We start from the raw sequence: 26,038 nt of genomic DNA, 5'->3' as shown, positions 1-26,038 counted from the left end.
CGAGCGAAGCTTTAGAACAACGGACCTGCGAAACCGAGGGAAGGTGCGCAGGCCCAGTGAATGGATGGTCCGCCCATATCGTTCGGCCGTCCGTATTGTATCAAAGGATTAGAAACGGTGCACGTAGCTAACGCCAACCACAATCGGATCGATCTCGGCTGTGCCGATGGGTGCTCCGTTCAGGGTGGCGTCGCTGTCGATATCGATATACCGCAGGTTCAGACGCACCGCACCATGGTCAGAAATCTGCCAATCTGCACCAACCTGAACCGCGTAGCCCCAGCTATCGTCGAGTTCCAGAACACCCAATGGCGAGGCTTCTTCAAAGAAAGTGGTGTAGTTCAAACCCAGCCCAAAGAAGGGTTTGATCTTCCCCTTTGTGGGAACGTGGTAGTTCAACGACAGGGTTGGCGGCAGTTGTCGGGTGGTGCCCGCAAACGATCCGCCAATATTGATGTCATGTTCAAACGGGGTTGCAGCCAGCAGTTCAATCCCAAGGTTGTCGCGAATGAAGTACTCGGCGGTCAAGGACAGTTGTGTATCATCGCCGATGGAACTGGGACTGCCAGCAAGAGTGCCGTTGTCCGATTTGGGATTAACGTTGGCGACACCAACACCAAAGGTCCAGTCTCCCTGCGATTGGGCGATAGCGGGCGCGGCAAGGGCCGCAAATGCAGTGGTCAGCACCACGGCAGCGAAGGTGCGTTTCATCGGGGATCAGCCTTTTGTTCAGTGTACGGCCGCAGAGTGTCTGCAGGTGACGCGTTCCACCCTGATCTGGATCAAAGGAACGACCTCTTTCGTATTGAAAACAAACCGAAAAATCGAATATCGGCTATGCATCTGGAGCAAGGCGAAAGATGACTAAAGCATACAAATTTCCCGGACTTTTGAAAAATGGCAGTTGGGATCTGCCCGATCAGTTGAACATGGCCGCACAGGCACTGGCGCACCCTGCTGAGCAATTGGCAGTGATCGATTTGACAGGCACTGACCGGGTGGATGTCACCTATGGCGATTTGGCTGTTATGGTTGATGGGTTGGCGCGCTACCTGCTGACAAGGGTACAGGCTGGTGAGCGTGTTGGCGTGCTGCTGAGCCAGTCCCCTTGGTGTTTGGCAGCGCATTTGGCCATTTGGAAAATTGGCGGCATTTCAGTTCCCTTGTTCAAATTGTTCAAACGCGATGCTTTGGCTAGCCGGGCAGGGGATGCCGGGGTGCGTTTCGTCTTTACGGATGTAGAAGGGAGCGAGCTGCTAGGTGATTTGGCTGAACCGGTCATAGTCTCTGACGCCGGAATACCCGGAACTCCAGTAGAATTTGCCAGCACCACGCCGGAAACCCCTGCGGTTTTGATCTATACGTCGGGCACCACCGGCAGCCCCAAGGGCGCATTGCATGGGCATCGCGTACTCACAGGGCATCTGCCAGGTGTGTCCATCAGTCATGACCATTTAGGCCAACCCGGTGATTGCCTGTGGACCCCGGCGGACTGGGCCTGGATTGGCGGGTTGTTCGACGTGGCCATGCCGGGTCTTGCGCTTGGCGTGCCGGTTGTTGCTGCGCGGCTCGACAAATTTACGCCTGCGTCCTGTGCTGAGGTGATCAAACAAGGCGATGTGCGCAACGTGTTCTTTCCCCCCACAGCGCTGCGTATGCTGAAAGCAACAGGGCAGGGGCTCGACGGTCTGCGCTCTGTTGCCTCGGGTGGAGAGCCCCTGGGCGCGGAGATGCTCGCTTGGGGCCAGCGTCGATTGGGCGTAACAATTAACGAATTCTACGGGCAGACCGAATGTAACATGGTGGCCTCGTCCTGCGGGACGGATTTTGATCCGCTCCCCGGGTGCATCGGCAAGGCGGTGTTGGGACATGATTTGGCAGTGATTGATGAACTCGGTCAACCGACCCGGGAAGAGGGCGATGTTGCGGTGCGCCGTGGATCAGCCTCGATGCTGCTTGAATACTGGAACCGGCCCGAAGAAACGGCTGCCAAGTTTCGTGGCGACTGGCTGGTCACCGGGGATCGCGGTGTCTGGGAGGGCGACTATCTGCGCTTTGTAGGGCGCGAGGATGATGTAATCACCTCCGCTGGATATCGCATCGGCCCGGCTGAGATCGAGGACTGCCTGCTGACACACCCGGCGGTGGCAACTGTTGGCGTCGTAGGCAAGTCGGACCCGCTGCGTACCGAAATCGTAAAAGCTTATGTTGTTTTAAAGGCAGATCTTCAGGCGACTGAGGAAGACTTACAAAACTACGTCAAGCAACGCCTCGCACAGTATTCCTATCCACGTGAAATTGCCTTTCTCGATGCCCTGCCAATGACTGTGACGGGTAAGGTAATCCGTAAGGAGTTGAAGCGCCGGGCGGCGGAGGAGTTGGACTTATGAGCGCGGAGACACTTGATCTTCAAAGTGACTTTCAATGGTTGCCTCCAAAGACGGCTATTCGCTGCCCCGACTGTGGGGGCGAGGCGCACTTCCAAGCGGCCGACTTGCTTGTTCCATTAAAATCTGAAGAATCGTCATTTCGGAAACAGGGATTGCATAGAATTCAGTTTTCCAAAGTGGAGCGTCACTACAGTTCTTGGTTCCGGGACCATTACCTGTTGTATGATGGCTTTGGAACGAAATTTCCGAAGGGCGTTAATCCTTTCCCAGGTGGTGGCCGCCTCGCAACCAACTGTTTAAGGGGTACGTCATTTTGCACTGGTTGTTTCAACCACCACAAAGTCAAGCTTAAATGGCCTGAAGAGGCTTACTTTCAATTGTCGTATGCTGGGCGCTGCCTTTGGTTTTACAACCGTGGCCACGTCGTGGCCATGTTGGAACTTTTGGCTGGCGCAGACCGATCACGTCACCCTTGGGGGGACTGGTTCAGCCGGAAACTGCCAACTGTTTTCAAAACGGCGCGAGCACGCCGACAACTACCACCCAAACTGAGAAAGATGTTGCGGACATGAAACTCACATCTAAGGCGATGCCATCCTCTGAAAACTTCAAGCAGAATCAGAGCGCCCATCTGGAAGCACTTGCCCAGATCTCTGAAGCAGCCGAGGCTGCGCGTCTGGGGGGCGGCGAACGATCGCGCGCCCGCCACGAAAGTCGTGGCAAGATGTTGCCGCGCCGTCGGGTGGCTAATCTGCTAGATCCCGGGTCTCCGTTCTTGGAGATCGGCGCAACGGCCGCTCACAACATGTATGACGGTGCAGCACCTGGGTCCGGCGTGATCGCTGGTATTGGCCGGGTGCAGGGGCAGGATGTCATGGTGGTCTGCAATGATGCCACGGTAAAAGGCGGCACCTACTTCCCGATGACGGTGAAAAAGCACCTGAGGGCGCAGGAGATTGCTGAGGAAAACCATCTGCCTTGCATTTATCTGGTCGACAGTGGCGGTGCTAACCTGCCGCAACAGGACGAGGTGTTCCCAGACCGCGACCACTTTGGCCGGATCTTCTACAATCAGGCGCGGATGTCGGCCAAGGGTATTCCGCAAATAGCGGTGGTCATGGGCAGTTGCACTGCAGGGGGGGCCTATGTGCCCGCTATGTCGGATGTGACCATTATCGTGCGTGATCAGGGGACGATTTTTCTGGCCGGCCCGCCACTGGTCAAGGCGGCAACGGGAGAGGTCGTCTCGGCCGAAGATCTTGGCGGTGGTGATGTTCATACGCGTCTTTCGGGGGTGGCGGACTATCTGGCCGAAGATGATGCCCATGCGCTGGCTCTGGCACGACGGGCTGTTTTGTCGCTGAACCTGCGCAAGCCTCAAACGGTTGACTGGGCGAGCTCCGAAGAGCCCGCTTATGACCCAGAGGAGATCCTAGGCGTGGTGCCGGGCGATCTGCGTACGCCGTATGACATTCGCGAGGTGATCGCGCGTCTGGTGGATGGCTCGCGTTTCGATGAATTCAAGCCGCGCTATGGGGAGACGCTGGTGACTGGCTTTGCCCATGTCAAAGGCTGCCCGGTGGGCATTGTTGCCAACAACGGCGTGTTGTTCTCAGAAGCTGCACAAAAGGGCGCGCATTTCGTCGAACTCTGCTCACAGCGGAAAATCCCATTGGTGTTCCTGCAAAACATCACCGGATTCATGGTGGGGCGTAAATACGAAAACGAAGGCATTGCCCGCCACGGTGCCAAAATGGTGACGGCTGTGGCTTCGACCAATGTGCCTAAGATTACCATGCTGGTTGGTGGCTCGTTTGGCGCAGGCAACTACGGTATGGCCGGTCGTGCGTACCAACCCCGGTTCCTGTGGACCTGGCCCAATTCGCGCATCTCGGTGATGGGCGGTGAACAGGCTGCTGGAGTTCTGGCGACTGTTAAGCGCGACGGGATTGAGCGGCGTGGGGGTAGCTGGAGCGCGGAGGAAGAGACTGCGTTCAAGCAACCCACCATTGATATGTTCGAAGAGCAAAGTCATCCGCTCTATGCCTCGGCCCGCCTATGGGATGACGGTATAATTGACCCGCGCAAGAGCCGCGATGTGCTGTCGCTGTCCCTGAGTGCTGCGCTGAATGCCCCAATTGAGGAGACACGCTTTGGCGTGTTCCGGATGTAAAATGTGCTTGAGTTTATTTTTAGGTACTGACGCTCCCTTGACAATTGAAACGCCTAGTACTTTCGGCGAGATGAGTGCCTTGATCGCGGATGCCTTCCCCGCCCCCTTACGGAAAAGGAAATTCGTCTATGCGTTAGGCGTTTATAGTGGCGATGAGACACTAGGTTGTGCGTGTGACTTTCTTGAGGGCGTAAATTGGTGTGAGTCCGAAACTGGCACTCGACCAGATTACTGGTCTCATCATGATCCCCAAGCAGGCACACTGGACCCTTTTTATTTTCTCCAGGGAGTTTGCAAGCAAGCCCTCAACCAATGTGGAATGGTTGAGCTTGCTTGTGATGATGACGGAGGTAGATCTGAAACACACGATGCTATTGAGAGTGAGTATGAAGCGCTGACACTTTCAGTGGAGCACATCGAGAAGGGGCGGTTTCTTTTCTCTCACATGTCGATGCCGACATGGCGATATTTTTTGGTTTTCGACGTAGAGGGCATACCAAATGTTTGACAAAATCCTGATAGCCAACCGAGGCGAAATCGCCTGCCGCGTGATGGAAACAGCCCGTGCCATGGGGGTAAGAACCGTAGCAGTCTATTCCGATGCTGACCGGGATTCGAAACACGTGGCTATGGCAGATGAGGCCTATCATATAGGCCATGGTCCATCGCCAGCGGATAGTTATTTGTTGGGCGATGAGATCATTGCGGCAGCGCAACAATGTGGCGCTCAGGCAATTCACCCTGGATATGGGTTCTTGTCCGAGAACCCGGAATTTGTCGATGCGGTTGAGGCGGCTGGGCTGACCTTTATCGGGCCTTCTGCGGACGCGATCCGGGCCATGGGCCTGAAAGATGCCGCCAAGGTTCTGATGGAGAAGGCAGGCGTGCCAGTGGTGCCGGGCTATCACGGGACCAATCAAGATAGCGAGCACCTGTCAGGCGCAGCGGACGGCATTGGTTACCCGGTACTGATCAAAGCGGTGGCTGGTGGCGGTGGCAAGGGGATGCGGCTGGTCGAGCGAGCCGCGGACTTCATGGAGGCGCTGGAAAGTGCCCGTAGCGAAGCAATCACCGCCTTTGGCAATCCTGATGTGTTGGTTGAAAAATATATCCAGCAACCGCGTCATATTGAAATTCAGGTGTTTGGCGACGGAACCCATGCCGTACATCTATTTGAGCGTGATTGTTCTTTGCAACGACGCCATCAAAAGGTGATTGAGGAAGCCCCAGCGCCGGGGATGACGCAGGAGATGCGGGCTGCAATGGGGCAGGCGGGTGTCCGCGCGGCTGAGGCAATTGGCTATAAGGGCGCAGGCACAGTCGAATTTATCGTGGATGGGTCGCACGGCCTGCGCGCTGATGGGTTCTGGTTCATGGAAATGAACACTCGCTTGCAGGTGGAACACCCGGTAACCGAAGCCATCACCGGTGTAGATCTGGTGGAGTGGCAGCTGCGTGTGGCAGCAGGTGAACGCCTGCCAAAACGCCAAGACGATCTGACGATCAATGGGCATGCCTTTGAAGCGCGGTTGTACGCTGAGGATGTGCCCAAAGGGTTTCTACCCGCCACGGGTACTTTGACCCATTTGCAATTCCCTGCTGAGTGCCGGGCCGACAGCGGCGTGCGGGCAGGTGACACGATCAGCCCCTGGTATGACCCGATGATTTCAAAAGTCATTGTACATGGTCCGACGCGTGCGGTGGCACTGGCCCGGTTGAGCCGGGCGCTGGAGGGAACCCAGGTTGGGGGAACTGTGACCAATCTCGCCTTTCTGGGGGCCTTGGCCGGACATCAGGGCTTTGCCCGTGGTGAAGTCGATACGGGGCTGATTGCCCGGGACCTCGATGCATTGGCAGCCGCACCAGTGGTCGAGCCTTTTCATAGGGTGGCAGCAGGTATGGCTGCACTGAACTTGATTGAACCGATGTCTGACAGTGGTTTTACGCTGTGGTCGTCGTTGCGCCGGGCGGTAACGCTGAGCCTGCAAGGGGAGGAGTTCGAAGCGGAAGTTGAAGTGGACGGCAAAGATCGGCAACTTTGGCATATTGCAGGCGAAAAAGTGGTGGTGAGCCGCCGTGGTGAAAGCTGGATCATAGGCAGTCGTCTGATGCCCGATGTTACTCACTCGGGTGGCGCTATCACCGTTTTCGATGGATATGGACTGGCATTCGATGTTGTCGATCCGTTGGATCGCGACGCGCGAGCCGGAGGTGACACCAACGTTATTGAGGCGCCGATGCCGGGATTGGTCAAGGCTGTGTTTGCCAAGGCAGGGCAAGTGGTGGCCGAAGGAGATCGCCTGGCAGTGCTGGAGGCCATGAAGATGGAACATGCGCTTCTTGCCGCCCGTGATGGGGTGGTGGCTGAGGTTCTGGCGGCCTCTGGCGACCAGGTCGAAGCGGGAGCGGCATTGGTCCGGTTACAGGACGAAGGCGAATAACCTTGCTAAAACAGTGAAGGGAACGCAGGCTGAGAGTCGGGAAATGAGTATTTTAGCAAAAAGAAACAGGGAGCCTGAGCATGGGTGATAGGGTCGAGATTTTTGAAGTTGGGCCGCGCGATGGTCTGCAAAATGAAAAACGTGAAATCCCTGTTGCTGAAAAACTGGCCTTGGTGGACTGCCTGAGCCAAGCCGGGTTCAACCGGATTGAAGTGGCCAGCTTTGTTTCACCCAAAAGAGTGCCGCAGATGGCGGGCAGTGGTGAAGTGCTGGCTGGTATCAAACGTGCCAAGGGAATTCGCTATGCTGCGCTGACGCCAAACATGCGGGGGTACGATGCGGCGATATCTGCTGGCGCAGATGAGATCGCGGTGTTTGCCTCGGCGTCCGAAGGATTCTCGCAGGCCAATATCAACGCTTCAATTGCAGAATCGATAGAGCGGTTTGAACCGATCTTAGAGGCCGCCCGTCATATTGACCTTCCGGTGCGCGGCTACATCTCATGCGTGACCGACTGTCCCTATGACGGCGCAGTGGCGCCTGAAAAAGTCGCTGAGCTGGCGGATCATTTGTTTGCACAGGGCTGCTACGAAATTTCATTGGGCGATACGCTGGGCCAAGCTACTCCGGACTCAGTGGCTCGTATGCTACTGGCGGTGCGCGAAGCGGTGCCCGCAACCCGGCTGGCAGGGCATTTTCATGACACAGCGGGGCGGGCAATTGATAACATCGATGCCGCGCTGGCAATGGGCGTGCGGGTGTTTGACGCCGCTGTGGGCGGTCTGGGGGGCTGTCCGTTTGCACCGGGAGCGTCAGGCAATGTTGCCACCGAACTGGTGCACGAGCATCTGACACGGCTAGGGTATGAAACCGGGCTGGACGGGGATGTGCTGGTGAAGGCGGCTGAAATGGCGCGCGCCATGCGAAGCGGCTGAAGCGGCGCAACGGTCTCAACGATAAACTACAGGAAAACGAATGTTCAACACAATCACTGTGGCCACGGATTCGCGTGGGGTGGCGACACTAACCTTGGATAGGGCGAACAAACACAACGCTATGTCCGGCGAGATGATAGATGAACTGACCACTGCTGCTTTGCAGATGGCACAGGATGATACTATCCGCGTGGTGATCCTGACTGGCACTGGCAAGAGCTTCTGTGCAGGCGGTGACTTGTCTTGGATGCAAGCGCAGATGGCGGCAGATTCGGCGACTCGGTTTGTTGAAGCGCGAAAGCTGGCTGAAATGCTGCAGGCATTAAACACCTTGCCCAAGCCATTGATTGGGGCCTTGCAAGGAAATGCCTTTGGCGGCGGTGTTGGCATGGCCTCTGTTTGTGATGTGGCTATTGGCGTGGATCATTTGAAAATGGGACTGACGGAAACCAAACTGGGAATCATTCCAGCGACGATCGGCCCCTATGTGCTGGCCCGAATGGGCGAAGCGCGGGCGCGTCGGGTTTTCATGTCAGCGCGATTGTTTGGTGCAGTAGAAGCTGTTGAACTTGGGTTGCTGAGCAAAATTGTACCAGCGGACCAATTGGCAGATGCAGTGGAGGCAGAGGTTTTGCCCTATTTAAGCTGCGCGCCTGGCGCGGTTGCCGCAGCAAAACAACTGGCCCGTGATCTTGGTCCCCGTATCGATGACAGCGTTATTGACCATACGATTGGGGCGTTGGTGTCACGCTGGGAAACTGCAGAGGCCGCTGAAGGGATCGGAGCTTTTTTTGAGAAACGAAAGCCGAGCTGGCAATAAATCTGGTCGGCCCAATAAAATATGTATCTCGGCCTGACGTTTTTGGCCGGGTTTTAATACTTACTCATTCATTTTATCGAATGTAGAAAAAATGCGTGTCAGTGGCGATTCAACTGCTTACAAAGCCATTGCCTGTGTTGACGATGCCAAAGCGCGAGAGTAGACACAGGCGAAAGTCAACACGCCAATTGACGGCGCGCAGGAACCCGCGCGCAGGAAAGGAGCCACTCGTGGAAGAGATGTTGCGGGAATACCTCCCGATCCTGGTGTTTCTGGCCGTAGCGGTCGGCCTTGGAATTGTGCTCATTCTGGCAGCAGTTGTGCTGGCAGTTCGCAATCCAGACCCAGAAAAAGTTAGTGCTTATGAATGCGGATTCAATGCCTTTGATGATGCGCGAATGAAATTTGATGTCCGATTCTATCTGGTGTCGATTCTTTTCATCATTTTTGATCTGGAAATCGCCTTTCTGTTTCCCTGGGCCGTGGGCTTCAAGGACATCAGCATGACTGGCTTCTGGTCGATGATGGTCTTCTTGGGCGTTTTGACCATTGGCTTTGCCTATGAGTGGAAAAAAGGGGCCCTGGAATGGGAGTGATGACCGGAGCCAATACGGCAGGTGTCGACAAGGAAATTGTCACCCAGGCGCTGAATGCTGAATTGCAGGACAAGGGCTTTCTGCTGACCTCAGCCGAAGACATCATCAACTGGGCCCGCACCGGCAGCTTGCACTGGATGACTTTTGGCCTGGCTTGTTGTGCGGTTGAGATGATGCATACCTCGATGCCGCGGTATGATGCGGAACGTTTTGGTATTGCGCCACGCGCCTCCCCACGTCAGTCGGACGTGATGATTGTTGCGGGTACTCTGACCAACAAGATGGCTCCTGCGCTGCGCAAGGTCTATGACCAGATGCCCGAACCACGCTATGTGATCTCGATGGGCTCCTGTGCAAATGGCGGTGGCTACTATCACTACAGCTATTCGGTTGTACGCGGCTGTGATCGTATCGTGCCTGTAGATATCTATGTACCTGGCTGCCCGCCGACGGCTGAGGCGCTGCTCTATGGTCTGATGCAGCTACAACGCAAAATTCGCCGCACTGGCACACTGGTGCGCTGATTGGCGCTGAGTTGGAGAGTAATTGATGACTGATGCGCTGAAAGAGCTTGGCTCTTATCTGGAACAGAAACGCCCGGATTGCGTGCTGGGATGGGATATCACCCATGACGAACTGAATGTTGATGTGGCTCCGGCCAATATCACCGGGTTTGTTGATTTCCTAAAGACTGACCAAACTTGCAAGTTCTCGTCTTTGGTAGACATCACTGGCGTTGACTACCCTGAACGCGCCAAGCGCTTCGACGTGGTCTATCACTTCCTGTCGATGTACCAGAACCACCGCATCCGTCTGCGGGTTTCGGTGCGCGAGGACGAAATGGTGCCGTCGATTGTTGACATTCACCCCTCGGCTAACTGGTTCGAGCGTGAAGTCTACGACATGTTCGGCATCTTGTTCACCGGCCACCCGGATCTGCGCCGCATCCTGACCGATTATGGCTTTCGCGGCCATCCACTGCGCAAGGATTTCCCAACCACCGGCTATACCGAAGTTCGCTATGACGAGGCGCAAAAGCGCGTTGTGTATGAACCGGTCAGCTTGGTGCAGGAATACCGCCAGTTTGATTTCATGAGCCCATGGGAGGGTGCTGAATACATCCTGCCGGGCGACGAAAAGAAAGAGGAGGCGAAATGATGGACGGCTCCAAAGGTTTCGACGACGCCCAAGCCGGCGAACAGAAAATCCGTAACTTCAACATCAACTTTGGTCCTCAGCACCCGGCGGCACACGGCGTGCTGCGTCTGGTTCTGGAGCTGGACGGCGAGATTGTTGAGCGCTGCGATCCGCACATCGGCCTGCTGCACCGTGGCACCGAAAAGCTGATGGAAAGCCGCACCTACTTGCAGAACCTGCCGTACTTCGACCGCCTCGACTATGTGGCGCCGATGAACCAGGAACATGCATGGTGTCTGGCGATTGAAAAGCTGACCGGCGTCGAGGTTCCACGCCGTGGCTCGCTGATCCGCGTGCTATACTCTGAAATCGGTCGTATTCTGAACCACCTGCTGAACGTGACCACTCAGGCGATGGATGTTGGCGCTCTGACGCCGCCACTCTGGGGCTTTGAAGAGCGCGAAAAGCTGATGGTGTTCTACGAGCGCGCCTGTGGTGCCCGTCTGCACGCAGCCTATTTCCGGCCCGGTGGTGTCCATCAGGACATACCCGATGCGCTGATCGACGATATCGAAGCCTGGAGCCACGAATTCCCTGCGCGTCTGCAAGATATCGACGACCTGCTGACCGAAAACCGGATCTTTAAACAGCGGAACTGCGACATTGGCGTGGTCAGCGAGCAGGATATTCTGGACTATGGCTTCTCGGGCGTGATGGTCCGTGGGTCTGGTCTGGCTTGGGATCTGCGTCGCTCGCAGCCCTATGAATGCTACAACGAGTTTGATTTCGAGATCCCCGTTGGCAAAAACGGGGATTGCTATGACCGCTATCTGGTTCGCATGGAAGAAATGCGTCAGTCGATCTCGATCATCCGTCAATGTGTTGCCAAGCTGCGTGACTGTCCCGGTGATGTGATCGCCCGTGGCAAGCTGAGCCCGCCCAAGCGCGGCGATATGAAGACGTCGATGGAAAGCTTGATCCACCACTTTAAGCTTTATACCGAAGGATTCCACGTGCCTGCCGGTGAAGTCTACGCTGCTGTTGAGGCTCCCAAAGGGGAATTTGGTGTCTATCTGGTTGCTGACGGGTCGAACAAACCCTACCGCAGCAAAATCCGCGCGCCTGGGTTCCTGCACCTGCAGGCTATGGACTATATCGCAGGCGGCCACCAACTGGCTGATGTCGCCGCGATCATCGGCACCATGGACGTTGTGTTCGGAGAGATTGACCGTTGATTTACGCTTCTCTTTCTCCGCTTCTTTTTGCTGAAAATACGCCCGCCGAAGGTATCTTTGCGGGCACCAAACACGGAAAGACGATCTAATGCTGCGCCGTCTTCACTCTGAACAACCCGATAGTTTCGCCTTTACCCCGGCCAATCTGGCTTGGGCCGAAGGGCAGATCACCAAATACCCTGATGGCCGTCAGGCCTCGGCGGTTATTCCGCTGCTATGGCGTGCGCAGGAGCAAGAGGGCTGGTTGTCGAAACCCGCCATCGAACTGGTCGCCGACATGTTGGGTATGTCCTATATCCGCGTGCTTGAAGTGGCCTCGTTCTACTTCATGTTCCAGCTGCAGCCGGTTGGCTCGGTTGCTCACATTCAGATCTGCGGTACGACGTCCTGCATGATCTGTGGTGCTGAAGATCTGGTAGCTGTCTGCCAAGAGAAAATCGCCAACAAGCCACATGAAGTGTCGACGGATGGTAAATTTTCCTGGGAAGAGGTCGAGTGTCTCGGCTCTTGCACCAATGCGCCGATGGCGCAGATCGGCAAAGATTACTACGAAGACCTGACTGCCGCGAGCTTTACCAAGCTGCTGGACGAGCTGAATGCTGGTAAGGTTCCGACACCTGGCCCGCAGAATGGTCGCTATAGCTCAGAGCCGCTGTCTGGCCTGACTACGTTGCAAGAATACGAAAGCGGTAAGACCAAATATAACGCAAGCGTACAGCTGGCGTCGGACATTGGCGACACTGTCAAACGTATTCAGGGTGACGAAGTCCCATTGCTGACCCCTTGGGTTGGCAAAGATGGCGTTGTTGCGGGGCGCGCAGCAGAGGCTCCGACCCCTCCGGCACCTGCAACTCCAAAACCCGCTGCCAAGCAGGCCGAAGAGGCTAAGAAGGCTGCCAAGCCTGCTAAGAAAGCTGCACCAGTTAAAAAGACTGCTGCGCCCAAGGCTGATGCTCCGGCAATTGCCGAAGCAGAGCCCGAAGTTCTGAAGGCGGCGCGCGACGGTAAGGCTGATGATTTGAAGCTACTGAAGGGTGTTGGCCCCAAACTGGAGCAGACACTGAACGAGTTGGGCTTCTTCCACTTTGATCAGGTCGCGGCTTGGGGTGAGGCTGAGGTCTCTTGGGTTGATGCCCGTCTGACCTTCAAAGGCCGTATTGAGCGTGACGGTTGGATCGATCAGGCCAAAAAACTAGCGGCTGGTGAAGAAACCGAATTTGCTAAACGTGCCAAAGACGAAGGCACCTACGACAAGTAATCCTTCTTCGCTCGATTGGGCGGAGATCAAGACACATAGGACCACATGAGCAAGGAACAAGACCAAGCCATTGCCCGTAAGGGGCGCCACATCTCTCTGGTGATAGCCGGAACGATGGTTGCGTGGATTGTTTTGTCTCTCGTTGGCGGCCCCGTTCTGGGACTGCCGGGGCGCTTTGCTTTGCTGTTCGATCTCGCCGCGCTGGCGGGTCTGATTTATGCAGTGGTCAACATTATTCAACTCTGGCGCATGCGCCAGGATAGTCAAAGGTAGGCAGACATGCTGAAGGACCAGGACCGGATCTTTACCAACCTCTACGGTATGCATGATCGCACGCTGAAAGGTGCGCAGGCACGGGGCCATTGGGATGGCACCGCTGCAATCCTTGCCAAAGGGCGTGACTGGATCGTGCAGTCGATGAAAGACTCTGGCCTGCGTGGTCGGGGCGGTGCGGGTTTCCCCACCGGCCTGAAGTGGTCGTTCATGCCAAAAGAAAGCGACGGTCGTCCTGCTTATCTGGTCATCAACGCTGATGAATCCGAGCCCGGCACCTGTAAAGACCGCGAAATCATGCGCCACGATCCGCACACGCTGATCGAAGGTGCGCTGATTGCGTCTTTCGCGATGAATGCCCACACCTGCTACATCTACATTCGCGGCGAATACATCCGCGAAAAAGAAGCTCTGCAAAACGCCATTGATGAAGCGTACGACGCTGGTCTGCTGGGTAAGAACGCTGCCAACTCTGGCTGGGACTTTGATCTGTTCCTGCACCACGGGGCAGGGGCCTATATCTGCGGTGAAGAAACGGCACTGATCGAAAGCCTTGAAGGCAAAAAGGGCATGCCCCGGATGAAGCCACCGTTCCCGGCTGGTGCTGGTCTGTATGGCTGCCCATCGACTGTGAACAACGTTGAATCTATCGCTGTTGTGCCAACTATTCTGCGACGCGGACCCGAGTGGTTCAGTTCCTTTGGTCGCCCAAATAACGTCGGAACCAAATTGTTTGGTATCTCTGGCCACGTTAATAATCCCTGCGTTGTCGAAGAGGCGATGTCGATCTCGTTCGAAGAGCTGATCGACAAGCACTGTGGCGGTATCAAGGGCGGTTGGGACAATCTGCTGGCCGTTATCCCCGGTGGCTCTTCGGTTCCTTGTGTACGCGGTGAAAACATGCGCGACGCGATTATGGACTTTGATTATCTGCGCAACGATCTGGGCTCGGGTCTGGGGACTGCGGCGGTGATCGTTATGGACAAGCAGACCGACATCATCAAAGCGATCTGGCGTCTGGCCAAGTTCTACAAACACGAAAGCTGCGGCCAGTGTACCCCGTGTCGTGAAGGCACCGGCTGGATGATGCGCGTGATGGACCGTCTGGTCAAAGGCGAGGCCGAGATCGAAGAGATCGACATGCTATGGGACGTGACCAAACAGGTCGAAGGCCACACGATCTGCGCACTGGGTGATGCGGCTGCATGGCCAATACAGGGCCTGATCCGCAATTTCCGCGAAGAGATTGAAGACCGCATCAAAGCCAACAAGACCGGCCGCATGGGCGCGATGGCGGCGGAGTGAGCAGGGCTATGAAATATCAGTTTTCTGGCAAAATTGTTTTGCCTGTAGTGCTGCTGCTTGGTGCTGTTGCCCTTTCGGCCTGTGAAAAGGCAAAGAGCAAGCGCCCCGTCTATGATGGAGTGCCATTTAGCGTCAAAACAAAGGCGGTTGATAAGAAAGTCTCGCGCGCAAATTTTGTTGTCGAAGTTAAGGATGCTGGCTTGTCGCTGGACGGCGCGCGGTTGGCAGCCGAACACGCGGGTGTCACTTATTGCCTGTCGGAAGCAGGGTATGGCACATCGAACATCCAATGGGACGTGGAGCCTCGAAACCCTGACGCCCAATTGCGTTTGGTAGATGGGACAGCTGTGTTCCACGGAACCTGTGATCCGTGAGCGGATTTGCGGCATATCAAGGCCTTACGGGCACACTGCTATTGAATAGCGGCCGCACCAGTGCGTGCGATGGGATCTCCAAGTATCAGGAGAAAGCTATGACTCGTGCCTTATCTGTCGCTATCGCCATTTGTGTCGCAACCTTTCCCGGTGTGGCATCTGCCAAACCAAGCCTTCGGGATGTGCCGCAGGTAGAAAACATCATATTTGCCGCAGCCGTTGCCCATGAGGTCAGCGAAAAGTGTGGCAGTATTAAATCCCGCCGCATGAAAGCGCTGGGGATGGCTTGGGACCTGCGGTCCTATGCTAACAAACTGGGATATTCAGATTCCGAGATCCGCGCCTACGTGGAGTCGGACGTTGAAAAAGCGCGTATGCGCAACAAGGGTGAGCGGTTTCTCAAGGCCAATGGCGTTGACTACGGCTCCCCTGAAACCTTCTGTGTGTTTGGGCATGCGGAAATTGAGAAATCCAGCGCGATTGGCGCGCTACTGAGGGCGAAATAGACCATGTCTGACCTGCGCAAGATCAACATTGACGGTACAGAGATCGAAGTGGATGGGGCAATGACCCTGATCCAGGCCTGTGAAGAGGCCGGGGTCGAGATCCCTCGTTTCTGTTATCACGAACGCCTGACTATTGCGGGCAATTGCCGCATGTGTCTGGTCGAAGTTGTGGGTGGCCCGCCCAAACCCGCTGCGTCTTGCGCGATGCAGGTGCGCGATCTGCGCCCCGGTCCCGAAGGTCAGGCACCAGTTGTAAAAACCAACTCGCCCATGGTCAAAAAAGCCCGCGAAGGCGTGATGGAATTCATGCTGATCAACCACCCGTTGGATTGCCCAATCTGCGATCAGGGCGGCGAGTGTGATTTGCAGGACCAGGCGATGGCATATGGCCTGTCGGGAAGCCGGTTTAAAGAAGCCAAGCGCTCGGTTGATGATCTGGATCTTGGTCCGCTGGTTGCCACCACAATGACCCGCTGCATCAGCTGCACCCGCTGTGTGCGCTTTACCTCCGAAGTGGCAGGCATCACGCAGATGGGCCAAACCGGCCGTGGTGAAGATGCTGAGATCACCAGCTATCTGAACCAGACGCTGGATAGCAACATGCAGGGCAACATCATTGATCTGTGTCCAGTTGGCGCGCTGACCTCCAAGCCTTACGCCTTTACCGCGCGTCCGTGGGAACTGACCAAGACTGAGACCATCGACGTAATGGACGCCTTGGGCAGCAACATTCGTGTTGATACCAAAGGCCGCGAAGTGAAACGCATCCTGCCACGCAACAACGATGGCGTGAACGAAGAGTGGATTTCGGACAAGACACGGTTTGTCTGGGATGGTCTGCGCCGTCAGCGCCTGGATCGCCCCTATGTGCGAGAAAATGGCAAGCTGCGCCCCTCCAACTGGGGGGAAGCCCTGAGTAAAGCTGCCGAGGCGATGAAAGGCAAAAAGGTTACCGGTTTGATTGGTGATCTGGTTCCTGTCGAAGCGGCTTATGCGCTGAAGCAACTGGTGACCGGTCTGGGTGGCAAGGTTGAATGCCGTACTGACAACGTACGCCTACCGCTGGACAACCGCGCCGCTTATGTTGGCACTGCATCAATCGAAGACATCGACAACGCCAAGGCGATCATGCTGATCGGTACTGATCCGCGCAATGAATCTCCGGTTCTGAACGCCCGCATCCGTACAGCCTGGAGCAATGGCGCAAACATCGGCTTGATCGGTCAGCCGGTTGACCTGACATATGAATACGCCCACTTGGGTACCGACCGTAGCGCGTTGGATGCGCTGCTGAAGGGTGAGACCAAAGGTGCCTTGGGCAAGGATACTTTGGTTATCGTCGGTCAGGGCGCACTGCGTGAGGCTGATGGTCTTGCTGTTCTGGCTCACGCGCAGAAGTTTGCTGAGCTCACCGAATCCAAATTGCTGGTTCTGCACACCGCGGCATCACGTGTTGGCGCAATGGATATCGGCGCAACCACATTGGGTGGCATGGAAGCGGCTCTTGAGGGTGCTGAGGTGATTTACAACCTCGGCGCGGACGAAGTTGAAATCGATGCGGGTGCCTTTGTGATCTATCAGGGCTCGCATGGTGATCGCGGTGCGCACCGTGCTGACATCGTTCTGCCGGGTGCTGCCTATACCGAAGAGAACGGCCTGTTTGTAAACACCGAAGGTCGCCCGCAGCTGGCAATGCGTGCCGGGTTTGCTCCGGGTGAGGCCAAAGAGAACTGGGCGATCCTGCGCGCATTGAGTGCTGAACTGGATGCTACCCTGCAGTTTGACTCTCTGGCGCAGCTGCGCAGTGCGTTGGTTGCCGAGGTTCCACATCTTGCCAAGATCGACGAGGTGCCGGTTAACGAAGGTGAAGCTCTTGAATTGGGCAAACTGGGCAAGGCCGCGTTCCTGACTGTGATCAAAGACTTCTACCTGACCAACCCAATTGCCCGCGCGTCGGAATTGATGGCTGAGCTTTCTGCCAACGCCAAGGCACGCGGCAATGAAAAAATCGCTGCAGAATGATCCGAGCTGCACTCATATCCCCTTTTCTGCTGGCTGGGTGTACGCCTACGTCAGCCGATCAGGCTGCGGATTTCAAGCCTGACTATCAGGGCGTGAAAACCAGCCTGCTTGAAGGCGATTTGGTGCAGTTCCACGTCTCAATGACCGGAGCCCGCAGGGGTGAGGATGTTGATAACTATGCTGAATGCGCTGCCGCGCAATACGCGCTGATCCGGGGATACGGATTTGCACGACATTTGCGCACAAATTTGAACCAAGAGGGTGGCGTTTGGGCGGCTGATGCTGTCTACACCATCTCGCCCTCCCTACCGCGCGGTTTGCGCACCATCGACGCAGAAGTCGTGGTCGCGGACTGTGAGGCAAACGGAATACCCACGGTGTGAGGACCAATGGCTGAATTCTTAAACACCCCATTCGGAACCTTTGTTCTGATATTGGCGCAGGTGCTGGCAGTTGTCGCATTTGTCATGATCTCTCTGTTGTTCCTTGTGTACGGCGACCGGAAAATCTGGGCGGCGGTGCAGATGCGCCGTGGTCCCAACGTTGTGGGGGTCTTTGGCTTGCTGCAGTCGGTGGCTGACGCGCTGAAATACATCGTCAAGGAAATCGTGATCCCGGCGGGGGCTGACCGTGCCGTGTTCATTCTGGCGCCTTTGACCAGCTTTGTGCTGTCAATGATCGCCTGGGCGGTGATCCCCTTCAACGATGGCTGGGTCCTTAGTGACCTGAACGTCGCCGTTCTCTATGTCTTCGCCGTTTCTTCGCTCGAGGTGTACGGCGTCATCATGGGTGGTTGGGCGTCGAACTCGAAATACCCATTCCTGGGCTCGCTGCGTTCCGCTGCGCAGATGATTTCGTACGAGGTTTCCATCGGTCTGATCATCATCGGTGTGATCATCTCGACTGGCTCGCTGAACTTTGGTGACATTGTTCGCGCACAGGATGGTGATCTGGGCCTGTTCAACTGGTACTGGCTGCCGCACTTCCCAATGGTGTTCTTGTTCTTCATCTCGGCGCTGGCTGAAACAAACCGCCCACCGTTTGACCTTCCCGAAGCGGAGAGCGAACTGGTTGCCGGTTATCAGGTGGAATACTCGGCCACTATGTTCCTGCTGTTCATGGCCGGTGAATACATCGCAATTTTCCTGATGTGCGCGCTGATGTCGTTGCTATTCTTCGGTGGCTGGCTGTCGCCAATTCCAGGTCTGCCCGACGGCGTGCTGTGGATGGTTGGAAAGATGGCGTTCTTCTTCTTCCTGATCGCCATGGTCAAGGCCATCACTCCACGCTACCGCTATGACCAGCTGATGCGTCTGGGTTGGAAAGTCTTCTTGCCGTTCTCGCTGGCATGGGTAGTCTTCGTGGCCTTTGCTACAAAATTCGCTTGGTTCGGTGGGCTGTTTGTCCGCTACACGGTAGGAGGCTGATATGACTCAGATCGATTACACCCGCGCTGCCAAATACTTCCTGCTGCAGGATTTCTGGGTTGGCTTCAAACTGGGGTTCAAATACTTCTTTGCCCCCAAGGCGACCCTGAACTACCCGCACGAAAAGGGGCCTCTGAGTCCACGTTTCCGGGGTGAGCACGCGCTGCGTCGGTATCCCAACGGCGAAGAACGCTGCATTGCCTGTAAACTGTGCGAAGCGGTTTGCCCGGCGCAGGCGATCACCATCGATGCGGAACCCCGCGAAGATGGCAGCCGCCGCACCACACGTTATGACCTCGACATGACCAAATGCATCTACTGCGGTTTCTGCCAGGAAGCCTGCCCGGTGGATGCGATTGTCGAAGGCCCGAACTTCGAATTCTCAACCGAAACCCGCGAAGAGCTGTTCTATGACAAGGAAAAGCTGTTGGAAAACGGTGAACGTTGGGAAGCTGAGATTGCCCGCAATCTGGAACTGGATGCACCGTACCGATGAGCCGCCGCATTCAAATAGCAATATCCATCATGAGCGTTGCTGCGGCGGCGGTCTGGATTGCATTTGGCTCGCATATCGCAGGGCTATATCGGTATGCAACTGCCGGGTTCCCTGAGATGTCATTGATTGGTACCTGCCCGCTTTCACTCACGTATTACGGCTTTGAAGAGCAGGAACTCGTTTCAGTCACCTGCATTGGGAGAGGGTTTCCATGAGCGATAACAAGAACCCATTTGAGGCCATGCTGGCCCAGGCCCAAGAGATGGCAAAGGCGCTGAACCCAGCGCTTGAAGATGTCTCTGCCAAGGGGTTTGAGGCGCTCTGGCCCACCATGCCGAAAGAGGCGATGGAAATGATGTTCGGTAAATCCGCTAACCCGGATGGGCTGGACGCCAAGACCCGGCTGTTGCTGACACTGGCCGGTCTGACATGCCAAGGGGCGCAGGCAGACACTGCTTTGCGCCAAACTGTGCGCCACGCCATCGAGGCTGGTGCCAAGAAACAAGAGATCGTGGAAACGATCGGACAGATGTCGGTATTTGCCGGCATTCCGGCCACGACCAAGGCGCTGGAAACAGTGCAAGAGGTCCTGGACGTACAAGGGGACGATGAGTCATGAGCGTGTTTGCCTTTTACCTCTTCGCCATAAGCGCCATCACCGGCGGGCTGTTCACTGTGATCAGCCGCCAGCCGGTGCATTCGGTGCTGTGGCTGATCCTGGCTTTCCTGTCATCGGCAGGGTTGTTTGTTTTGCTAGGTGCCGAGTTTGTCGCCATGTTGCTGGTGATCGTCTACGTGGGCGCAGTCATGGTGCTGTTCCTGTTTGTGGTGATGATGCTGGATGTGGATTTCGCCGAGCTGAAAGCCGAGATGGCCAAGTTCATGCCGCTGGCACTGCTGATCGGCTTGGTCATTCTGATGCAGCTGGTCATGGCTTACGGTGCTTGGGAAAGTGCACATGGTGCGGCTGAGCTGATGGCCAATCCGATTACCACAGAACACCACAACACCGAGGCTCTGGGCCTTATCCTTTATGATCAATATTTCCTTCTGTTCCAGCTAGCAGGCCTGATCCTGCTGGTTGCCATGATCGGCGCAATTGTGCTGACCCTACGCCACCGCAAGGACGTCAAACGTCAGGATATCCTGGCTCAGATGTTCCGCGATCCGGCCGAGGCAATGGAATTGAAAGACGTGAAACCGGGGCAGGGGCTGTAAGTCAATGATTGGTATCGAACATTATCTCACCGTCGCGGCGACCCTGTTCGTCATCGGCATCTTCGGGCTCTTTCTGAACCGCAAGAACGTGATCATCCTGCTGATGAGCATCGAATTGATGCTGCTGGCAGTGAACATCAACTTGGTGGCGTTCTCCAGCTTCCTGGGTGATCTGGTCGGGCAGGTGTTTACCCTGTTCGTTCTGACCGTGGCCGCTGCTGAGGCTGCCATTGGTCTTGCGATCCTGGTCTGCTTCTTCCGCAACCGTGGAACAATCGATGTCGAAGACATCAGCGTGATGAAGGGCTAAGACATCATGGAAACCATTCTTCTCTTTGCCCCGCTCGTTGGGGCCATCCTCTGCGGGTTTGGCTACAAGTACATCGGCGAGAAGGCCGCGATGTGGACAGCAACTGGTATGCTGTTCCTGTCAGCTTTCCTGTCATGGATCTCGTTCCTGACCTTTGACGGTGTCACCCAGCACATCGAAGTGCTGCGCTGGATTGAAAGCGGCTCGCTGTCGACATCCTGGGGCATCCGTCTGGATCGACTGACCACCATCATGCTGATTGTGATCACCACGGTGTCCTCGCTGGTTCACCTGTACTCGTTTGGCTACATGGACAAAGACCCGCAGTGGAAAGAAGGCGAAAGCTACAAGCCGCGCTTCTTTGCTTATCTGTCGTTCTTTACCTTCGCCATGCTGATGCTGGTGACATCCGACAATCTGGTTCAGATGTTCTTTGGCTGGGAAGGCGTAGGCGTTGCCTCGTACCTGCTGATCGGCTTCTACTACCGCAAGCCAACAGCAAACGCTGCCGCGATCAAAGCGTTCGTCGTCAACAGGGTTGGTGACTTTGGCTTTGCGCTGGGTATTTTTGGTCTGTTCTTCCTGACCGATAGCATCAACTTCAACGATGTGTTTGCTGCAGCGCCTAAGCTGGCTGAAACGCAGCTCACATTCTTGTGGACCGAGTGGAACGCAGCAAACTTGTTGGCCTTCCTTCTGTTTGTAGGTGCGATGGGCAAGTCGGCACAGTTGTTCCTGCACACATGGCTGCCTGACGCGATGGAAGGTCCGACACCCGTGTCGGCGCTGATCCACGCCGCGACCATGGTGACCGCTGGTGTCTTCCTCGTCTGTCGCATGTCGCCGCTGATGGAGTTCGCTCCGGAGGCCATGGCGTTTGTCACTGTAGTTGGTGCCTCGACAGCCTTCTTTGCTGCGACTGTGGGTCTGGTTCAGACTGACATCAAACGCGTCATCGCTTATTCAACCTGTTCGCAGCTGGGCTATATGTTTGTAGCTGCCGGTGTTGGCATGTATTCGGCCGCGATGTTCCACCTGCTGACACACGCCTTCTTTAAGGCGCTGTTGTTCCTTGGTGCTGGCTCCGTCATCAACGCGATGCACCACGAACAGGAAATGACCGAATACGGTGGTCTACGTAAAAAAATCCCATTCACCTATTGGTCGATGATGATCGGTACACTGGCCATCACTGGCGTAGGTATCCCGCTGACACACATCGGCTTCGCTGGCTTCCTGTCCAAGGATGCAATTATTGAGAGCGCCTATGCGGGTGGTTCCGGTTATGGCTTCTGGCTGCTGGTCGTGGCCGCTGCGATGACCTCGTTCTACTCGTGGCGCCTGATGTTCCTGACCTTCTTTGGTAAGGCACGCGGCGACAAGCACACCCATGATCACGCTCATGAAAGCCCGATTACAATGCTGATCCCGCTGGGCGTTCTGTCTGTTGGTGCGGTTTTGGCTGGTATGCTGTGGTACGGGTCGTTCTTTGGCCACGCTGATCAGGTCGGCAAATTCTACGGTATCCCGGTTGCCGAAGCTTCGGCACATGGGGAAACCTCGGATCACGGCGAAGACACTGGTCACGGTGAACCTGCTGCTGATGACGGACACGGCGAAGTCGCAGCCGAAGGCGAGCACCACTATGTGTTTGCTGGCAAGCCCGGCGAAGGTGGCCTCTACTTTGGCAAGGACAACACCGTGCTGGACGATGCGCATGCCGCTCCGGTCTGGGTAAAGGTTTCACCTTTCGTCGCCATGCTGGGTGGTCTGCTGATGGCAATCTGGTTCTACATCATCAACCCGTCGCTGCCCGGTCGTTTGGCGACAGCGCAAAAACCACTGTACCTGTTCTTCAAGAACAAGTGGTACTTTGACGAGTTGTACAATGTGATCTTCGTTAAACCTGCTTTGGCAATTGGCCGCTTCCTGTGGAAACGTGGTGATGGTGGTACCATCGACGGCTTCCTGAACGGTGTTGCCATGGGCGTGGTTCCCTTCTTCACCCGTCTGGCCGGACGCGCACAAACGGGTTTCATCTTTACTTATGCCTTCTGGATGGTGCTGGGCATCGCAGCCCTTGTCACCTGGATGTCGATCGGCGGAGGAGCCCACTGATGGACAACATACTGTCTATTGTCACCTTTATCCCTGCAGTGGCGGCGGCCATTCTGGCCCTGTTCCTGCGGGGCGAGGATGAGGCAGCACAGCGTAACGCCAAATATGTGGCGCTGTTTGCAACTTCGATCACCTTCCTGGTGAGCCTGGGGATCTATTTCGAATTTGATCCGGCCAACACTGGCTTTCAGTTTGTCGAAGAAGCCGAATGGTTGATCGGCCTGAAATACAAAATGGGCGTAGACGGGATTTCGGTTCTGTTTGTGATGCTGACCACCTTTGTGATGCCGCTGACCATTCTGGCCAGCTGGAATGTTACATCGCGCGTCAAGGAATACATGATTGCATTCCTGCTGCTGGAAACCCTGATGCTGGGCGTCTTTATGGCGCTGGACCTTGTCCTGTTCTACTTGTTCTTCGAAGCAGGTCTGATCCCGATGTTCCTGATCATTGGTATCTGGGGGGGGGCGAACCGGATCTATGCATCCTTCAAGTTCTTCCTCTATACCTTCCTCGGTTCGGTTCTGATGCTGGTGGCGATGGTTGCGATGTTTGCCGATGCAGGCACAACGGACATCGAAACCCTGATGACCCACACCTTTGCGTCTAACAGCTTTGATGTTCTGGGCATCCACGTCGTCGGCGGAATGCAGACCCTGATGTTCCTGGCTTTCTTTGCCTCATTCGCGGTGAAAATGCCGATGTGGCCTGTTCACACCTGGTTGCCCGATGCGCACGTTCAGGCGCCAACAGCTGGTTCGGTGGTTCTGGCGGCGATTTTGTTGAAAATGGGCGGCTACGGATTCCTGCGGTTTAGCCTACCAATGTTCCCGGTGGGATCCGAAGTGATGACTGATCTGGTGTTGTGGATGTCCGCAATCGCTATCGTTTACACCTCACTGGTGGCGCTGGTTCAGGAAGACATGAAGAAGCTGATTGCTTACTCATCCGTCGCACACATGGGCTTTGTCACCATGGGTATTTTCTCTGCCAACCAACAAGGTATCGACGGTGCAATCTTTCAGATGCTGAGCCACGGCTTCATCTCTGCGGCCTTGTTCCTGATCGTAGGCGTGATCTATGACCGGATGCACACCCGTGACATCAGCGCCTACGGCGGTCTGGTGATCCGGATGCCTGCCTATGCTCTGGTGTTCATGTTCTTCACTATGGGCAACGTTGGCCTGCCGGGGACGTCCGGTTTTGTTGGCGAATTCTTGACCTTGATGGGGGCGTTTCAGAAGAATACCTGGGTTGCTGCCATTGCGACGACTGGCGTGATCTTCTCGGCCTGTTACGCTTTGTGGCTGTACCGCCGCGTGGTGTTTGGCGATATGATCAAGGCTGGTCTTAAAACCATCACCGACATGTCCATGCGCGAGCGGGTGATCTTTGCACCGCTGGTGGTGATGACCATTCTGCTAGGTGTCTATCCTGCGGTTGTCACAGACATTATCGGCCCATCAACCGAGGCGCTGGTCGCCAATTTCAATCAATCACTGGCCGCTGCGGATCTGACCCCAGCGACCCAGACTGTGTCGCACTAAGGGGGCCCGGGCAGATGATCCAAGCTGATCTCAACGTAATCTTGCCAGAACTGATCCTGGCCGTTTACGCCATGATAGCGCTGCTGCTTGCTGTCTACTCCACCAAGGATAAGATGGGGCCACTACTGGTCTGGTCCACCGCTGGTCTGATGGCGCTGTTGGCGCTGTGGATTGCGGGCAGTGGTAGTGGCAACAACGTTGCCTTTGGCGGTATGTTTGTCGATGATGGGTTCTCCCGTTTCGCCAAAGTCACCATCTTGCTGTCAGCAGCGGCTGTACTGGTGATGGGGCAGGACTATATGGCGCGCCGTGGCATGCTGCAGTTTGAGTACCCGCTGCTGGTGTCGCTGAGTGTTGTTGGCATGATGATGATGGTTTCGGCCGGTGATCTGATGTCGCTGTATATGGGGCTGGAGCTACAGTCTCTTGCTCTCTACGTGGTTGCTTCGATGCGTCGTGACAGCGTTAAGTCGACTGAGGCCGGCCTGAAGTATTTTGTACTGGGGGCCTTGTCTTCAGGTCTGCTGCTGTATGGTGCATCTCTGGTTTACGGCTTTGCAGGCACGACCAAGTTCGAGGGCATCATTCAGGTGGCACAACATGGCGAAGTATCGGTTGGTCTGCTGTTTGGTATTGTGTTCCTGATCTCCGGTATGGCGTTCAAGGTTTCGGCTGTTCCCTTCCATATGTGGACACCTGATGTTTATGAGGGCGCTCCAACACCAGTGACCGCCTTCTTTGCTACTGCGCCTAAGATGGCTGCGATGGGTCTGTTTGCCCGCGTGATGCATGATGCCTTTGGCAATGCTGTCAGTGACTGGAGCCAAATTATCGCATTGCTGTCGGTCGCTTCGATGTTCCTTGGCGCCGTCGCAGCGATTGGTCAAACCAATATCAAACGCCTGATGGCTTACTCATCCATTGCCCATATGGGGTTTGCGTTGATGGGACTGGCTGCAGGTACGGTGTTCGGTGTGCAGGCAATGCTGATCTACATGGCGATCTATGTCACCATGAACGTTGGTACGTTTGCCTTTATCCTGATGATGGAAAAGGACGGCAAACCGGTCACAGATATTGCCTCTTTGAACCTGTATTCGCGTCGGGAGCCAGGCAAGGCACTAGCGATGCTGGTGCTACTGTTTTCGCTGTCGGGCGTACCTCCGATGCTTGGCTTCTTTGGCAAGTTCTACGTTCTGCGCGCAGCCTATGATGCTGGGTTGGCCTGGTTGGCGATTGCCGGGGTTGTCGCCTCGGTGATTGGGGCATTCTACTATCTTCGCATCGTTTACTATATGTACTTTGGTGAAGAGGGCGATGAGTTGGATCGCAATTCGTCTCCCGTTCTCTGGGGCTTTCTGATGGCCTCTGCGGCTGTCATGGTGCTTGGTATCATCAACATGTTCGGTGTCGAAGGTGCAGCGGCTGCAGCTGCGGCGACGCTGGTCAACTAAGTG

The 26,038-nt window shown here is 55.8% G+C and carries 26 protein-coding genes; 25 read left to right on the top strand and 1 reads right to left on the bottom strand.

Features of this window, described 5'->3' with window-relative positions; all coding sequences use genetic code 11:
• Positions 1 to 108 precede the first annotated feature (108 nt).
• Positions 109 to 711 carry an OmpW/AlkL family protein gene (locus tag FEE96_RS04270; protein ID WP_138161781.1) on the bottom strand — a complete coding sequence of 201 codons (603 nt, stop codon included), beginning with the start codon at positions 709 to 711 and terminating at the stop codon, positions 109 to 111.
• Between the two features lie 149 nt (positions 712 to 860).
• Here FEE96_RS04270 and FEE96_RS04265 point away from each other — a divergent pair, with 149 nt between their 5' ends.
• The 25 genes from FEE96_RS04265 to nuoN all read left to right on the top strand — a co-directional run bounded on the left by FEE96_RS04265 (position 861) and on the right by nuoN (position 26,035).
• Positions 861 to 2,390 carry an AMP-binding protein gene (locus tag FEE96_RS04265; protein WP_138161780.1) on the top strand — a complete coding sequence of 510 codons (1,530 nt, stop codon included), beginning with the start codon at positions 861 to 863 and terminating at the stop codon, positions 2,388 to 2,390.
• A 568-nt stretch (positions 2,391 to 2,958) separates the two neighbouring features.
• Positions 2,959 to 4,563 (top strand): carboxyl transferase domain-containing protein, encoded by a 1,605-nt coding sequence (locus FEE96_RS04260; RefSeq protein WP_138161779.1) that lies wholly within the window; start codon positions 2,959 to 2,961, stop codon positions 4,561 to 4,563.
• A gap of 500 nt (positions 4,564 to 5,063) precedes the next feature.
• Positions 5,064 to 7,004 carry an acetyl/propionyl/methylcrotonyl-CoA carboxylase subunit alpha gene (locus tag FEE96_RS04255; protein ID WP_138161778.1) on the top strand — a complete coding sequence of 647 codons (1,941 nt, stop codon included), beginning with the start codon at positions 5,064 to 5,066 and terminating at the stop codon, positions 7,002 to 7,004.
• A gap of 80 nt (positions 7,005 to 7,084) precedes the next feature.
• On the top strand, positions 7,085 to 7,939 hold the full coding sequence (locus FEE96_RS04250) for a hydroxymethylglutaryl-CoA lyase (RefSeq protein ID WP_138161777.1): 855 nt from the start codon (positions 7,085 to 7,087) through the stop codon (positions 7,937 to 7,939).
• A 40-nt stretch (positions 7,940 to 7,979) separates the two neighbouring features.
• Positions 7,980 to 8,759: a crotonase/enoyl-CoA hydratase family protein gene (locus tag FEE96_RS04245; protein WP_138161776.1), complete on the top strand. Its 780-nt coding sequence runs from the start codon at positions 7,980 to 7,982 to the stop codon at positions 8,757 to 8,759.
• A gap of 230 nt (positions 8,760 to 8,989) precedes the next feature.
• Positions 8,990 to 9,355 (top strand): NADH-quinone oxidoreductase subunit A, encoded by a 366-nt coding sequence (locus FEE96_RS04240; protein ID WP_138161775.1) that lies wholly within the window; start codon positions 8,990 to 8,992, stop codon positions 9,353 to 9,355.
• Entirely contained in the window at positions 9,346 to 9,879 is a 534-nt protein-coding gene (locus FEE96_RS04235) for a NuoB/complex I 20 kDa subunit family protein (RefSeq protein ID WP_138161774.1), read from the top strand. The genes FEE96_RS04240 and FEE96_RS04235 overlap by 10 nt, the downstream gene beginning before the upstream one ends.
• 25 nt (positions 9,880 to 9,904) lie before the next feature.
• Positions 9,905 to 10,513, top strand: a complete 609-nt coding sequence (locus tag FEE96_RS04230) for an NADH-quinone oxidoreductase subunit C (RefSeq protein ID WP_138161773.1) — start codon at positions 9,905 to 9,907, stop codon at positions 10,511 to 10,513.
• Positions 10,513 to 11,727, top strand: a complete 1,215-nt coding sequence (locus FEE96_RS04225; RefSeq protein ID WP_138162139.1) for an NADH-quinone oxidoreductase subunit D — start codon at positions 10,513 to 10,515, stop codon at positions 11,725 to 11,727. The genes FEE96_RS04230 and FEE96_RS04225 overlap by 1 nt, the downstream gene beginning before the upstream one ends.
• An 88-nt stretch (positions 11,728 to 11,815) precedes the next feature.
• The gene (locus FEE96_RS04220) at positions 11,816 to 12,985 is read left to right on the top strand and encodes an NADH-quinone oxidoreductase subunit E (protein ID WP_138161772.1); all 1,170 of its coding nucleotides are present in this window, start codon (positions 11,816 to 11,818) and stop codon (positions 12,983 to 12,985) included.
• 45 nt (positions 12,986 to 13,030) lie between these two features.
• Complete coding sequence (locus FEE96_RS04215; protein ID WP_138161771.1) at positions 13,031 to 13,258, top strand: DUF5337 domain-containing protein; 228 nt, start codon at positions 13,031 to 13,033, stop codon at positions 13,256 to 13,258.
• A gap of 6 nt (positions 13,259 to 13,264) precedes the next feature.
• Entirely contained in the window at positions 13,265 to 14,563 is a 1,299-nt protein-coding gene (gene nuoF, locus FEE96_RS04210; RefSeq protein WP_138161770.1) for an NADH-quinone oxidoreductase subunit NuoF, read from the top strand.
• A gap of 8 nt (positions 14,564 to 14,571) precedes the next feature.
• Positions 14,572 to 14,937: a hypothetical protein gene (locus FEE96_RS04205; protein WP_245227160.1), complete on the top strand. Its 366-nt coding sequence runs from the start codon at positions 14,572 to 14,574 to the stop codon at positions 14,935 to 14,937.
• A 98-nt stretch (positions 14,938 to 15,035) separates the two neighbouring features.
• Positions 15,036 to 15,443, top strand: coding sequence for a DUF5333 domain-containing protein (locus FEE96_RS04200; RefSeq protein WP_138161769.1), 408 nt, complete (start codon positions 15,036 to 15,038; stop codon positions 15,441 to 15,443).
• Between the two features lie 3 nt (positions 15,444 to 15,446).
• The gene (nuoG, locus tag FEE96_RS04195; RefSeq protein WP_138161768.1) at positions 15,447 to 17,465 is read left to right on the top strand and encodes an NADH-quinone oxidoreductase subunit NuoG; all 2,019 of its coding nucleotides are present in this window, start codon (positions 15,447 to 15,449) and stop codon (positions 17,463 to 17,465) included.
• Positions 17,462 to 17,848 carry a hypothetical protein gene (locus FEE96_RS04190; protein ID WP_138161767.1) on the top strand — a complete coding sequence of 129 codons (387 nt, stop codon included), beginning with the start codon at positions 17,462 to 17,464 and terminating at the stop codon, positions 17,846 to 17,848. Before nuoG ends, FEE96_RS04190 begins: the two co-directional genes overlap by 4 nt.
• A 6-nt stretch (positions 17,849 to 17,854) precedes the next feature.
• Positions 17,855 to 18,892: an NADH-quinone oxidoreductase subunit NuoH gene (gene nuoH / locus FEE96_RS04185; RefSeq protein ID WP_138161766.1), complete on the top strand. Its 1,038-nt coding sequence runs from the start codon at positions 17,855 to 17,857 to the stop codon at positions 18,890 to 18,892.
• A gap of 1 nt (position 18,893) precedes the next feature.
• Positions 18,894 to 19,388, top strand: coding sequence for an NADH-quinone oxidoreductase subunit NuoI (gene nuoI / locus FEE96_RS04180; protein ID WP_138161765.1), 495 nt, complete (start codon positions 18,894 to 18,896; stop codon positions 19,386 to 19,388).
• Positions 19,385 to 19,603, top strand: coding sequence for a hypothetical protein (locus FEE96_RS04175; protein ID WP_138161764.1), 219 nt, complete (start codon positions 19,385 to 19,387; stop codon positions 19,601 to 19,603). Before nuoI ends, FEE96_RS04175 begins: the two co-directional genes overlap by 4 nt.
• Positions 19,600 to 20,007: a carboxymuconolactone decarboxylase family protein gene (locus tag FEE96_RS04170; RefSeq protein WP_138161763.1), complete on the top strand. Its 408-nt coding sequence runs from the start codon at positions 19,600 to 19,602 to the stop codon at positions 20,005 to 20,007. Before FEE96_RS04175 ends, FEE96_RS04170 begins: the two co-directional genes overlap by 4 nt.
• Positions 20,004 to 20,606 carry an NADH-quinone oxidoreductase subunit J gene (locus FEE96_RS04165; RefSeq protein WP_138161762.1) on the top strand — a complete coding sequence of 201 codons (603 nt, stop codon included), beginning with the start codon at positions 20,004 to 20,006 and terminating at the stop codon, positions 20,604 to 20,606. Before FEE96_RS04170 ends, FEE96_RS04165 begins: the two co-directional genes overlap by 4 nt.
• 4 nt (positions 20,607 to 20,610) lie before the next feature.
• A complete protein-coding gene (nuoK, locus tag FEE96_RS04160) occupies positions 20,611 to 20,916 on the top strand; it encodes an NADH-quinone oxidoreductase subunit NuoK (RefSeq protein ID WP_138161761.1) in 306 nt (101 codons plus the stop codon).
• Between the two features lie 6 nt (positions 20,917 to 20,922).
• Complete coding sequence (gene nuoL / locus FEE96_RS04155; protein ID WP_138161760.1) at positions 20,923 to 23,034, top strand: NADH-quinone oxidoreductase subunit L; 2,112 nt, start codon at positions 20,923 to 20,925, stop codon at positions 23,032 to 23,034.
• Complete coding sequence (locus tag FEE96_RS04150) at positions 23,034 to 24,581, top strand: NADH-quinone oxidoreductase subunit M (RefSeq protein WP_138161759.1); 1,548 nt, start codon at positions 23,034 to 23,036, stop codon at positions 24,579 to 24,581. The genes nuoL and FEE96_RS04150 overlap by 1 nt, the downstream gene beginning before the upstream one ends.
• Positions 24,582 to 24,595: 14 nt before the next feature.
• Positions 24,596 to 26,035 carry an NADH-quinone oxidoreductase subunit NuoN gene (nuoN, locus tag FEE96_RS04145; RefSeq protein ID WP_138161758.1) on the top strand — a complete coding sequence of 480 codons (1,440 nt, stop codon included), beginning with the start codon at positions 24,596 to 24,598 and terminating at the stop codon, positions 26,033 to 26,035.
• Positions 26,036 to 26,038: the final 3 nt, after the last annotated feature.

The organism is Parasedimentitalea maritima (assembly GCF_005771405.1).
Taxonomy (GTDB): domain Bacteria; phylum Pseudomonadota; class Alphaproteobacteria; order Rhodobacterales; family Rhodobacteraceae; genus Parasedimentitalea; species Parasedimentitalea maritima.
The sequence above is the reverse complement of the archived record's forward strand: the minus strand, read 5'-3'. Positions and strand labels throughout refer to the sequence as shown.